The organism is Rothia nasimurium (assembly GCF_049068285.1).
Lineage (GTDB): Bacteria > Actinomycetota > Actinomycetes > Actinomycetales > Micrococcaceae > Rothia > Rothia nasimurium_I.
Map to the genome: position 1 here is coordinate 102,624 of NZ_JBLKPV010000007.1, position 12,454 is coordinate 115,077.

The window sequence follows — 12,454 nt, forward strand, 5'->3', positions numbered from 1 at the left end:
TTCTCTCGGTACTAGGAGCCTACAAGGTTAAAAAGTATTTTTCTGTTGAGCAATATGACGCAGAATCCCCCGGGCAACGTCATATTTGCTACCACTGAACTCAGCGGCGGTCCCAGCGTCTGCTGCAAGGAGGGTAATGGTATTGGTATCGGTACCAAATCCAAGCGTCTCACTGACGGCATTGACCGCCAAGTAATCGCACCCTTTTCGCGCTAATTTTGCCCGACCGTAGTCCAGCGGCGATGTGGTTTCATCCCCGGTCTCAGCTGCAAAACCCACGATAGTGTGGGGGGCAGCGTCGGGGTTGGCCTGCCGATACAACACTGATTCTTTGAGAATATCTGGATTGCGGACGAGGCGAATGACGGGATCTTGCCCCGGATCCTCCGTCTTTTTGATTTTGGCAGTAACATATTCTGCTGGCTTGAAGTCAGCAACAGCGGCCGTCATCACCAGGACGTCGGTATCCCCTAGGTGGGAAAACACGGCTTCTTTGAGTTCCTCAGCGCTAGATACTCTGGTGACCTGGCTTAGACCCTGGGGAATCTCTACCTCGATGTGGGCAGCTATCAAGTGAACCTCTGCCCCTAAATCACGGGCGGCTTGGGCAAGTGCAATGCCTTGCTTACCAGAGGATCGGTTACCCAAAAACCGGACGGGATCAAGTGCCTCGCGAGTACCACCTGCTGTAATCAGCACCCTCTGGGAGGCAAGGGGCTTATTCCCCTGGTCAGAAGCAAGCATGTGGGTTTCATCTGCTGCCCCCTGATCCCAGCCCAGAATTTTTTGGGCCTGAGAAAAAATATCCTCGGGTTCGGGAAGGCGGCCCACCCCTGAATCCGGGCCGGTCAAGCGGCCTACAGCTGGCTCAATGACGTGATACCCGTAGCTCCGGAGAATCTCCACATTATGTTGGGTAGCAGGGTGCTCCCACATCTGGGTGTGCATAGCCGGGGCCAGGATGACAGGGGCGTGGGTGGTCAAGACGGTAGCAGTCAGAAGATCATCAGCCCGACCCGTTGCAAGCCGGGCCATCAAATCCGCTGTTGCAGGCGCAATAACCACAGCATCAGCCTCTTCAGCCTGCCGGACATGGTTGACCTCAGGAACCCGCTCAAAGACGTCCACAGAGACCTGGTTGCCGCTCAAGGCTTCAAGCGTCGGCTTTCCCACAAACTTCAAAGCAGCTTCAGTGGGGACCGCAATGACCTCATGCCCGGCTTTACCAAAAACGCGAAGGAGCATCGCAGCCTTGTACGCTGCAATGCCCCCTCCAATTCCTACGACTACTCGCATGGTGAGTCTAGGTTAAGCCTGTTCGACATCGTCAGCATCGACGTACTCAACGAAAGGCTCGTCGATGTAGAAATCGCTATCTGACAAGAAGGCGCTCTGTTCTTCATCGTGAACAAGAGTTCCATTCTCGTCGAAAATGCCATCCTTGATATGACGGGCCTCGATCAAACCCTCGTTGATCTCCCGCATGGCGACAGAAAGTGACTTTTCGTTGGGCTCTGCATCAACCAGAGGACCTACATGATCGTAAAGGTTCTCATGCAGCTGTGAATAGTATGCGTTGATCTGACGGGCACGACGGGCACCGAAAATAACCAGACCGTACTTTGACTCAGCCTTTTCAATCAGGGCGTCGGCGCTGGGATTGATGATGCCTTCATCGTTGTATGCGTGTGCCACTTCTACTCCATCTAAAAATCTACTGTGCTACCGCCCAAGACTCTGGCGGCATAAAACTCTATCTATACTATCTGCCTGGTCATTTTTTGTCACGCAAAAGGCGGTGAGATACGGGTCCATACCCTGCATCTCACCACCCTTGGACAAATGAAGGCCTCAGTCTGCCTAATCGATCAAGCCCATCAGACGAACGATTTCTTCAGCGGCTTCTTCGACGGTTTCGTTGACAACGGTGACGTCGAATTCGGGCTCGGCAGCAAGCTCAATTTTCGCTGTGTCAAGGCGGGCTTCCTGTTCCTGCTTGGACTCAGTCCCCCGACCCACTAGACGGTTGACAAGCTCATCCCACGAGGGGGGAGCAAGGAATATCAGCTGGGCTTCAGGCATAGCATTGCGAATCTGGCGGGCTCCCTGGAGATCAATCTCAAGGAAGACGTGCTTACCTGCATCAAGCTGCTGCTGAACCATGGAGCGAATCGTGCCGTACTTATAGGAGTTATGGACGGTAGCCCATTCAAGCATTTTCCGATTCTCGATCATCGAATCGAACTCTTCGTCAGACACGAAGTAATAGTGAACTCCATCAACCTCACCGGGACGGGGATCGCGGGTTGTGGCTGAAACAGAAAACCACACCTGGGGGTAGTTCTCCCGGATATAGGCAGAGACGGTTCCCTTACCTACAGCAGTCGGGCCGGCGAGTACAGTGAGCTTAGGTGCAGATTTCTGGTCTGCCATGGGTTTCCCCTATCGATCGAGCAGGTTAATCAGGGCCTTGCGCTGGTGGATACCCAGGCCGCGGAGGCGACGTGACTCTGCAATGTTAAGGTCTTTGAGAATGTTTTCGGTGCGGACCTCGCCGACGCCGGGAAGGGAAGTCAGCAGGTCAGTCACTTTAAGTCTAGCGACTGCCTCGTCAGCATCAGCTCGCTTTAGAACTTCAGCGATAGTGATTTTCTTATTTTTGACAGCGTCCTTAATTTCAGCGCGGGTAATCCGGGCCTTTTTTGCCTTTTCGCGGGCAGCTGCGCGTTGTTCTTCAGTGAGGGGCTGGAGGGGCATGGTTCTATTCCTTCTGTGCGAGACGCCTAACGGCGCAATAGGGTGGGTTTGTTGGTGAATGATCCACCTCTTGTGCGCATCGCTGGGGGAAAGAGATGTGGACTATTCCTGCGAACCAACAATCTCAAAATAGCATGTCAGACCTGGTTGAGGAAGAGTATTACCTGCTCATGACACCCCTTAAAGTGGAAATTGGTGGGAAATCTATTGATTTCCCACCAATTTCAGCTTTTATTATGCCCCTTGGGCCCAAATAAGCTCGTCACGGGCTTTTTCAGCAGCCGCTCGCAGATGGTTTTGGTCAGCTCCAGCAGAGAGTACCCCTCTGCTTGAATTGACTAGTACCTGCTTTTCAAGGCCCTCAAAGACCTGGTAAAGATCCTGGGCTGTGGCCCCCTGGGCTCCGTAGCCAGGTGCCAGAATGGGGCCATTGAAGGATGACAGGTCAATCTGAAGGGAGGTCAGGGCATCTTGGACAGTTGCCCCAACCACCAGTCCACAGGGACCCATCGTGTCCCATGAATGCTTGGCATTTTCGGCCTGGGCAACCTTCACAATGGACCCAGCCACTGATTGTTGCCCGCCCACATGCTGAACAGTCTTGCCCTCGGGGTTTGAGGTGAGGGCGAGGACGAAGGTTCCCCTCCCCTGCTGGTGGGCAAGATCTAGGGCCGGACGCAGGGATTCAAACCCTAGGTAGGGGCTGAGGGTGACCGAGTCCGTGGCGAGGGGGGACTTCTCCCCCAGCCAGGCATCGGCGTAGGCTGCCATAGTGGAGCCGATATCCCCGCGTTTAGCATCTGCTACCACCAGAACCCCTGCGTCAGCTGCGGCCCGGTGGAAGTTTTCTAAGACCGCAAGACCTGCAGAGCCGTGTCGCTCGAAGAGGGCCACCTGGGGCTTGAGGGCTGCAGCTACAGGGCCACAGGCCTCTAGCACGGTGTCAGCGAAGATTTGTAAGGACGCTGGGCTATCGGCGAGGCCCCATGATTCCAGCAGGGCTGGGTGCGGGTCGATTCCCACACACAGGGGCCCCTTCTCTGCCATGGCATTTGCCAAGCGATCGCCAAAACCTTTGGTAGTCATGCTAGGACTCCCGGGCCTTGAGGGCTTCTTCGATGGAGGCTCCGTGTTCCTGAAGGCTCATCACGTCCCAGGCGTATTCCCGAAGGGCGTTAATACCCTGGACGGCTGCTCCAAACTCAGATGCGGTAGTCATCACCGGGCAACCAACAGAGGTTGCAGCTGCTCGGATTTCATAACCGTCACCTCGGGCCTGGCCACCTGAGGGAGTATTGAAAATCAGGTCGATTTCACCGTCTCGAATCATATCGACGATGGAGCGTTCACCCTCGGGGGTTTCGGCAATCTTTGAAATTACCTGGGAGTTGACGCCGTTACGGCGCAGGACCTCGGCGGTGCCGCCGGTCGAGACAATTTCGAAGCCCAGCTGCTGCAGCATCTTCACATAGATGATGGAGTTCCGCTTATCGCGGTTGGCCACAGATACGAAGACCTTACCCTCTGTGGGCAGCTTAGAACCTGCTGATGCTTCTGCCTTAGCAAAGGCAGTATCGAAATAGCGGTCAAGGCCCATGACCTCACCGGTAGACCGCATTTCCGGGCCCAGCAGGGAATCAACCACTACACCTTCGGGGGTGCGGAAGCGGCTAAAGGGAAGTACAGCTTCCTTGACGGCGATTGCGGTTTCGGTGGGCAAGGTGGCGCCGTCCATAGCCTGCGGCAGGTAGCCTTCGGCCTTGAGGTCAGCAATGCTCTTCCCGGTACCGATCAGGGCAGCTGCCTTAGCCATCTGCACACCGGTTGCCTTAGAGACAAAGGGGACGGTACGGGAGGCGCGGGGGTTGGCCTCAATGACATACAGGATCTCCGAGGCCACTGCGAACTGGATATTAATCAGACCGCGCACACCTACGCCGGCGGCAATCTTGTAGGTTGCCTCCTTGACCTGGTCGATGATGTCCGGTCCGAGGGTAATGGGGGGCAGGGTGCAGGCGGAGTCGCCCGAGTGAATACCTGCTTCTTCGATGTGTTCCATGACGCCGCCCAGGTAGAGCTCTTTTCCGTCAAAGAGGGCATCGACGTCGATTTCGACGGCGTCCTCAAGGAACTTATCAATCAGAGCAGGCTGGGAGGGGGAAACCTCGGTGGCGTTCTCTAGGTAGCGGGCAAGCTGGGCCTCTGAGTAGACAATTTCCATGCCGCGTCCGCCAAGAACATAGGAGGGGCGAACCAGGACGGGGTAGCCGATCTCGTCCGCAATTTTCTTAGCGTTCTCGAATGTGTAGGCGGTACCGTTCTTGGGGGAAATCAGGCCGGCTTCTTCGAGCACGCGGGAGAATTCACCGCGGTCTTCAGCCAGGTCGATTGCTTCAGGTGAAGTGCCGAGAATCGGGATTCCAGCTGCCTTGAGTTCCTGGGCCAGCTTGAGCGGGGTTTGGCCACCTAGCTGGACGAATACGCCCAGCAGGCCACCGGTGCGACGCTCAGCTTCAACAATTTCAAGCACATCTTCTAGGGTCAGGGGCTCAAAATAGAGGCGGGTTGAGATGTCGTAGTCGGTTGAGACAGTCTCAGGGTTGCAGTTGACCATAACAGTCTCGTAGCCGGCCTCACGCAGCACCATGGAGGCGTGGACACAGGAGTAGTCAAACTCGATACCCTGACCGATTCGGTTGGGCCCTGAACCCAGGATCATGATGGAGGGCTTGTCGTGGTGGGCTACCTCGTCCTCCTGGTCGTAGGAGGAGTAGTGGTAGGGGGTGAAGGCCTCAAACTCGGCGGCGCAGGTATCAACCGTCTTGAAGACTGGGCGGATGCCCAGGCCGTGGCGGATGCCTCGAACGACGGCTTCGTCCATACCCAAGATCTCACCAATCTGGGCATCTGAGAAGCCGTGGCGCTTGGCAAGACGGAGGGTCTTCTCATTGAGGGCACCTGCTGCGGCAATTTCAGCTGCCACCTCGTTGAGAAGCACCAGTTGATCCAGGAACCAGGGGTCAATGGCGGTTGCCTCGTACATTTCCTCTACACTTGCACCAGCCAGAAGAGCCCGCTGGACCTGGAAAATCCGGTCGGTGGTGGCAGTCTTTGACTTTTCAATCAGTTCAGCCAGCTCGGCCTTGCCCAGTTTAGGGTTGTCGAAGCGGAAGGTGGAGCCCTTCTGCTCCATGGAACGCATGGCCTTCTGCAGGGCTTCGGTGAAGTTTCGGCCCAGCGCCATGGCCTCTCCCACCGACTTCATGGTGGTGGTCAGGGTCGGATCAGCTGCGGGGAACTTCTCAAAGGCAAAACGAGGCACCTTAACCACGACGTAGTCGAGAGTGGGCTCGAATGAAGCAGGGGTCTTCTGGGTGATATCGTTGGGGATCTCGTCCAGGGTGTAGCCCAGGGAGAGCTTGGTCGCGATCTTTGCAATGGGGAAGCCGGTCGCCTTAGAGGCCAGAGCAGATGAGCGGGAAACACGGGGGTTCATCTCAATGACGATGACGCGGCCGGTTGCCGGGTCAATTGCGAACTGGATGTTACAGCCACCGGTATCAACGCCTACCTCTCGAATGACGTTGATAGCGATATCGCGCAGCTTCTGGTATTCGCGGTCGGTCAGGGTAAGGGCAGGGGCAACTGTAATGGAGTCACCGGTGTGAACGCCTACGGGGTCGAAGTTTTCGATGGAGCAGACGACAACCACGTTGTCGTTCTTATCTCGCATCATTTCAAGCTCGTATTCCTTCCAGCCCAGGATGGATTCTTCGAGCAGAACCTCGCTGGTGGGGCTGTACTGGATACCGGCACCTGCGATGCGGTGCAGGTCCTCTTCGTTGTAGGCCATACCTGATCCCAGGCCGCCCATGGTGAAGGAGGGCCGAACCACCATGGGGTAGCCCAGTTCCTTGGCGGCCTCGAGGGCTTCGTCCATGGTGTGGACGATGACGGAGCGGGCTGACTCGCCACCGGCGCGTTCAACAACGCCCTTGAAAGCCTCACGGTCTTCGCCCAGGTTGATAGCTTCGATATTGGCGCCAATCAGTTCGACACCGTACTTGTCGAGAATACCTGCCTCATCAAGTGCAATGGCAGCGTTAAGGGCGGTCTGACCACCGAGGGTGGGGAGGATTGCGTCGGGCTTTTCCTTGGCAATAATCTTTTCGATGACCTCGGGGGTAATCGGTTCGATATAGGTGGCGTCGGCAAACTCGGGGTCGGTCATAATGGTGGCCGGGTTGGAGTTGACCAGAATGACGCGCACGCCTTCTTCTTTGAGAACCCGTAGGGCCTGGGTGCCGGAGTAGTCGAACTCGGCGGCCTGACCGATGACGATGGGGCCGGAACCGATGACCAGGATTGAATTGAGATCGTTACGCTTGGGCATGGTGGGTGGAATCCTTAGTTCTTCTTCTCGAGCATGAGGTCGATAAAGCGGTCAAAGAGGTAGGCAGCGTCGTGGGGGCCGGCTGCGGCTTCGGGGTGATACTGCACCGAGAAGGCGGGGATATCGAGGCAGCGCAAGCCTTCGACGACCTGGTCGTTGAGGCCCACATGGGATACCTCAACCCGGCCAAATTCTGCATTTGGTGCGGTCACTGCACCGTCCAAGGGAGCATCGACGGCAAAGCCGTGATTCTGGGCGGTAATTTCTACCTTGCCGGTGGTGCGGTCCATGACGGGCTGGTTAATACCGCGGTGGCCGAAGGGTAGCTTGTAGGTGCCAAAGCCCAGGGCCCGGCCCAGGAGCTGGTTGCCGAAGCAGATGCCGAAGAAGGGGGTGCCGGTGCGAAGGACGTCCTGAAGCAGGGCTACCTGCTCATCTGCGGTTGCAGGGTCGCCGGGGCCGTTAGAGAAGAAGACACCATCGGGGTTCAGGGCTGTGATGTCTTGGAGGGAAGCGGTTGCGGGCAGGACATGCACGCGGACACCGCGCTCAGCAAAGCGCTTGGGAGTCATGGCCTTGATACCCAAATCGAGGGCTACCAGGGTTGCCTTAACCTCGCCTTTCCAGCCCAGATCAGCAGGCTCTACTGTGTATGCTTCCTCAATAGACACCGAATCTGCTAGTTTTTGGCCCTTCATTTCTGCTGAGGCCTGGACCTTTGCTACGAGTTCCGCTACGGGTAGTTCAGCCTCAGCTCCGGTGAAGATACCTGCCCGCATGGAGCCAGCTGAGCGGAGGTGGCGGGTAAGGGCACGGGTATCAATCCCCTGAATGCCCACGATGCCCTGCTCTACCAGCTCTTCATCAAGAGAGCGCTCTGAGCGCCAGTTGGAGGGCCGACGGGCTGCGTCGCGCACGGCGTAACCCGATACCCAAATCTTGCGAGATTCGGCGTCCTCGGTGTTGACGCCGGTATTGCCAATATGGGGAGCCGTCTGGACGACGATCTGGCCAGCGTAGGAGGGGTCAGTCAGGGTCTCCTGGTAGCCGGTCATACCGGTTGAAAAAACGGCCTCGCCGAGGGCTGATCCCTGGGCGCCATAGCTTTCGCCGCGGTAAACGGTTCCGTCTTCAAGAACGAGGACGGCTGCACTTGAGTTGGGTGCTTGGTGGGACATTCACACACTTCCTGTTGGTGGGTGGTCGGTTCCGGTTTCCCGGTCAATTCTTAGGGCTGGGTGGCAGGAAGGGAAGTTCCTGCATGGGGAGCGATGAGAGCAAGGGCCTGGGTGAGGGACTTCTTGTCGGCGGCGTACTGGGTACGGAACCCTGTGTCGACGGGGTGACCGTTGAGGTTCCAGGACACGACGAGCAGGCCATCCTTTTCAACGAATTTTCCGCTCATTCCAGATTCTGTGCGGACGGCGATAATGTCGTTCTGGGGAATCCAAAGGTCCTGGGCCCCGTCGCGGGCGATGATCAGGCCGTCCTCAAAGACAAAGAAGGTTCCAGTTGCCTTCACCCCGAGGGTGTGAGTGGCAATACGGTCGAGCCAGTCGCCCATGACCGTAGTTGCTATATAGATACCGGGTACTGCAAGCAGGGATTCGGCGTCCTCGTAAGAGGCAGGAACCTCGGGAAGCTGACCCACCCCGGCCTGGCGGGCCTTTCGCCTCGTCCATCCTGCCCACATAGCCCAAAAAATGAGGACGCAGAGCAGGGCAAGAATCAGGGTGGGGATCAGCTTCTCAGTCACAATGTTCTCCTACCAGAGTTCCGGGCTAGGCCTGGGAGACGGGGGTATTGAGTTTTCCTTCAAGTACCGTGGGGTGACCACCAAAGAAGGTGGCTACAACGGCACCGGGAACCTCTAGACCGCGGTAGGGGTTGTTCTTGCCCTTGGTTGCCTGGGTGGCAGGGTCGATGACGCGGGTCGCGGCGGGATCAACCAATACCAGGTTTGCCGGCTCCCCTGCTTCAAGAGGACGTCCTTGATCGGCAGCTAGGCCGATTTCAGCGGGCTTGGAGCTCATGATACGGGCGACATCGGCCCAGGTGATGTAGCCGGTATCCACCAGGGTCTTCTGAATGATAGACAGGGCTTGCTCTAGGCCGGTCATGCCGTTTGCGGCACAGGCCCATTCGCAGTCCTTGGATTCTGCCGGGTGGGGGGCGTGGTCGGTGCCGATGATGTCAATGATTCCGTCAGCAACAGCCTGGCGTAGGGCTAGCACGTCCTCTTCGGTGCGCAAGGGCGGGTTGACCTTGTAGACAGGATCGTAGGTGCGGACCAGTTCGTCGGTCAGCAGTAGGTGATGGGGGGTAACTTCGGCTGTTATTTTAATGCCGCGTTCCTTGGCCCAGCGCACAATTTCAACTGACCCCTTGGTGGAGAGGTGGCAGATGTGAAGGCGGGAGCCGACGTGTTCAGCAAGCAGGACGTCGCGGGCAATGATCGACTCTTCAGCTACAGCAGGCCAGCCAGCTAGCCCGAGTTCTGCAGAAACCTTTCCTTCATTCATCTGGGCTCCCACGGTCAGGCGGGGTTCCTGGGCGTGCTGGGCGATGACCCCGTTGAAGGTCTTGACGTATTCCAGGGCACGGCGCATGAGGGCCGGGTCCCAGACGCACATACCGTCGTCAGAGAAAACCCGCACCTGGGCGCGGGATTCAGCCATGGCCCCAATATCAGAGAGGCGCTCCCCTGCCAGGCCGACGGTGACAGCGCCGATAGGCTGCACTTTGACCCAGCCGGAATTCTTGCCCAGCTCAAAGACCTGTTCAACGACACCGGCGGTATCGGCTACAGGGTTGGAGTTGGCCATGGCAAAGACGGCAGTGTAACCGCCCAGGGCCGCAGCTCGGGTGCCCGTCTCAACAGTTTCGGCGTCCTCCTGGCCGGGTTCGCGCAGGTGGGTGTGCAAGTCAACGAGGCCCGGGAGGGCAATGAGCCCATCTGCCTCAATCACCTGGGCACTGGCGTCCTCAAGGCCCTGGCCAACTTCGGCGATCATGCCATCACGAATCAAGAGGTCAGCGGTCTGCTCTCCCAAAAGGGAGGCACCCTTAATCAAGTAGGTAGTTTCAGTCATTGGTCGTGTCCTTGAGTGTTAGGAGCCTGAATAGAAGTCAGAAGCGGAGCCGCCGGTCAGGAGCAGGTAGAGGACAGCCATTCGGACGGAGACGCCGTTCGTTACCTGTCGAAGTACCCAGGAGCGGGGTGAATCTGCTGCCTCGGCGCAGATTTCTAGGCCCCGGTTCATGGGGCCAGGGTGCAAGATGGCTGTTTCGTGGTCTGCTGAATCCAGGCGTGAGAACCGTTCAGGGGTGAGCCCCCAGAGCCGGGAGTATTCTTCTGAGGAGGGGAAGAAGGCAGCGTTCATGCGCTCTTTTTGGATTCGGAGCATCATGACCGCGTCCACGCCTGATTCGATGGCGTCATCGAGGTTGTAATAGATTTCTGCAGGCCAGTTTTCGATCTCTACCGGAAGCAGGGTAGGCGGAGCTACGAACTTGACCGTCGCACCGAGGGTGTGAAGCAGCCAGAGGTTTGAGCGGGCTACGCGGGAATGGAGAATATCACCGACAATGGCTACCCGCATACCCTCTAGCGTCAAACCGCGGGTGGGGACGCCGTCCACCTGGCTCTTGAATTGGCGCAGGGTCATTGCGTCTAAAAGGGCCTGGGTGGGGTGGGCGTGGGTTCCGTCGCCAGCATTGAGGACGGGCACGTCAATCCACCCTGCCTCAGCTAGACGCTGCGGGGCCCCGGAGGCTGAGTGGCGAATGACCACAGCATCAGCATTGATGGCAGCTAGGGTCTGGGCGGTATCCTTCAGGGACTCCCCCTTGGAGACGGAAGAGCCTTTAGCAGAGAAGTTGATGATGTCAGCAGACAACCGCTTTTCTGCAGCCTCGAAGGACAGGCGGGTTCGAGTTGAATCTTCGAAGAAAAGGTTGACGACGGTGCGGCCTTGGAGGACGGGGAGCTTCTTGACCTCCCGCTGGCCCACCTCTCCCATGAAATCTGCTGTATCCAGAATATTCAGGGCTTCGTCAAGGGTGAGGTCTTTTGTATCGAGCAAATGGCGCATGGCTTACTTCTCTCCCCTGTCTTCCCGGGATTCGGTGTCAATAATGACCCGGTCGCTGACACCGTCTAAGTCTTCAAGTAGTACCCTAACGGATTCATCTGAACTGGTAGGGAGATTTTTACCCACATGATCAGCCCGGATAGGCAACTCGCGGTGGCCCCGGTCAACAAGAACAGCCAAGCGAACGACCGACGGGCGTCCATAATCTTTCAGGGCATCAAGGGCAGCTCGAATTGTTCTGCCGGAATAGAGCACATCATCAACCAGAACCACATTCTTACCGTCAATACCCACGGCGGGCAGGCGGGTAGGCTCAGGCGTCCGGGCAGGCTTGGAGCGCAAATCATCACGGTACATTGTGATGTCTAACTGTCCCAGTGAAAGGGCTGGTGTGAAAGCTGGATCGGTCTGGGCGATCTTTGCCGCAAGACGTTCAGCAAGGGGGTAGCCACGGCGCGGAATACCCAAGAGAACTAGGTTTTCGCTACCTTTATTGGCTTCTAAAATTTCATGAGCAATACGGGTGAGAGCTCGATCTATGTCAGCGGCTTCAAGAATCACTCGTGGAGAGTAATAAGCCGAGCTTGGGGCAGATACACCGGTGGTGTCGGTCATGTGCCGGCCTCCTTCCCCGCCTCACAGGACGGACTTAAAGGTTGCTGTCACCCCACAATTTACCATGCCCTCCCCCAGCTCACCCAGTATATGACCCCTGTTTTGTCATGTGGAACCTAACCTCTGAAACAAAACTCCCCCGCCAGGAAAGTTACCTGACGGGGGAGAGAAAATTTACCGATTAGGCCAGCAGGGTGGGCTTGACCTGACGGAGGCGGTCGAGCAATCCATTGACGAACTTCGGGGAGTCATCGGTAGAAAGCAGACGAACCAGGCCGGTTGCTTCAGAAATGGCAACTGCGTCGGGGATCTCATCGTTAAAGAGGAGTTCCCAGGCGCCCAAGCGGAGGGCTACCCGATCAACGCTGGGCATGCGGTCCATTGTCCAGTCCTGGGCGTAGGTTTCAATGTATTCCCGGATTTCTTCATCGTGGTCACGGACGCCACGGACGATCTGTTCGGAATACTGGGAAATCTGCGCTGAGGTATAGACCCGGCGCCGGGAAAGAACATCCATGATGTCGTCCCCGCGCTGGTCTGCCTCAAATAGGACTTCGAGGGCACGAAGTCGAGCTTTGGTTCTTGAATGCACGGT

Annotated in this window: 12 protein-coding genes; all 12 read right to left on the reverse strand. The window is 57.2% G+C overall.

What is annotated here, in order from left to right; translation table 11 throughout:
• Positions 1 to 27: 27 nt before the first annotated feature.
• The 12 genes from coaBC to nusB all read right to left on the reverse strand — a co-directional run bounded on the left by coaBC (position 28) and on the right by nusB (position 12,451).
• The gene (gene coaBC, locus ACMXX3_RS07620; protein ID WP_421084133.1) at positions 28 to 1,296 is read right to left on the reverse strand and encodes a bifunctional phosphopantothenoylcysteine decarboxylase/phosphopantothenate--cysteine ligase CoaBC; all 1,269 of its coding nucleotides are present in this window, start codon (positions 1,294 to 1,296) and stop codon (positions 28 to 30) included.
• A gap of 12 nt (positions 1,297 to 1,308) precedes the next feature.
• Positions 1,309 to 1,695, reverse strand: a complete 387-nt coding sequence (gene rpoZ, locus ACMXX3_RS07625; protein ID WP_237188222.1) for a DNA-directed RNA polymerase subunit omega — start codon at positions 1,693 to 1,695, stop codon at positions 1,309 to 1,311.
• 165 nt (positions 1,696 to 1,860) lie between these two features.
• Positions 1,861 to 2,433, reverse strand: coding sequence for a guanylate kinase (gene gmk / locus ACMXX3_RS07630; RefSeq protein ID WP_421084134.1), 573 nt, complete (start codon positions 2,431 to 2,433; stop codon positions 1,861 to 1,863).
• A gap of 9 nt (positions 2,434 to 2,442) precedes the next feature.
• Complete coding sequence (gene mihF / locus ACMXX3_RS07635; RefSeq protein ID WP_421084135.1) at positions 2,443 to 2,757, reverse strand: integration host factor, actinobacterial type; 315 nt, start codon at positions 2,755 to 2,757, stop codon at positions 2,443 to 2,445.
• A 234-nt stretch (positions 2,758 to 2,991) separates the two neighbouring features.
• Positions 2,992 to 3,843, reverse strand: a complete 852-nt coding sequence (pyrF, locus tag ACMXX3_RS07640; protein ID WP_421084136.1) for an orotidine-5'-phosphate decarboxylase — start codon at positions 3,841 to 3,843, stop codon at positions 2,992 to 2,994.
• A gap of 1 nt (position 3,844) precedes the next feature.
• Entirely contained in the window at positions 3,845 to 7,150 is a 3,306-nt protein-coding gene (carB, locus tag ACMXX3_RS07645; protein WP_421084137.1) for a carbamoyl-phosphate synthase large subunit, read from the reverse strand.
• Positions 7,151 to 7,164: 14 nt separating this feature from the next.
• A complete protein-coding gene (gene carA, locus ACMXX3_RS07650) occupies positions 7,165 to 8,328 on the reverse strand; it encodes a glutamine-hydrolyzing carbamoyl-phosphate synthase small subunit (RefSeq protein ID WP_421084138.1) in 1,164 nt (387 codons plus the stop codon).
• Between the two features lie 50 nt (positions 8,329 to 8,378).
• Positions 8,379 to 8,906, reverse strand: a complete 528-nt coding sequence (locus ACMXX3_RS07655; RefSeq protein WP_421084139.1) for a hypothetical protein — start codon at positions 8,904 to 8,906, stop codon at positions 8,379 to 8,381.
• A 25-nt stretch (positions 8,907 to 8,931) separates the two neighbouring features.
• Positions 8,932 to 10,242: a dihydroorotase gene (locus tag ACMXX3_RS07660; protein ID WP_421084140.1), complete on the reverse strand. Its 1,311-nt coding sequence runs from the start codon at positions 10,240 to 10,242 to the stop codon at positions 8,932 to 8,934.
• A gap of 18 nt (positions 10,243 to 10,260) precedes the next feature.
• Entirely contained in the window at positions 10,261 to 11,244 is a 984-nt protein-coding gene (locus tag ACMXX3_RS07665; protein ID WP_421084141.1) for an aspartate carbamoyltransferase catalytic subunit, read from the reverse strand.
• Positions 11,245 to 11,247: 3 nt separating this feature from the next.
• On the reverse strand, positions 11,248 to 11,859 hold the full coding sequence (gene pyrR / locus ACMXX3_RS07670) for a bifunctional pyr operon transcriptional regulator/uracil phosphoribosyltransferase PyrR (protein ID WP_421084142.1): 612 nt from the start codon (positions 11,857 to 11,859) through the stop codon (positions 11,248 to 11,250).
• 181 nt (positions 11,860 to 12,040) lie between these two features.
• Positions 12,041 to 12,451 carry a transcription antitermination factor NusB gene (gene nusB, locus ACMXX3_RS07675; RefSeq protein WP_421084143.1) on the reverse strand — a complete coding sequence of 137 codons (411 nt, stop codon included), beginning with the start codon at positions 12,449 to 12,451 and terminating at the stop codon, positions 12,041 to 12,043.
• Positions 12,452 to 12,454 lie beyond the last annotated feature (3 nt).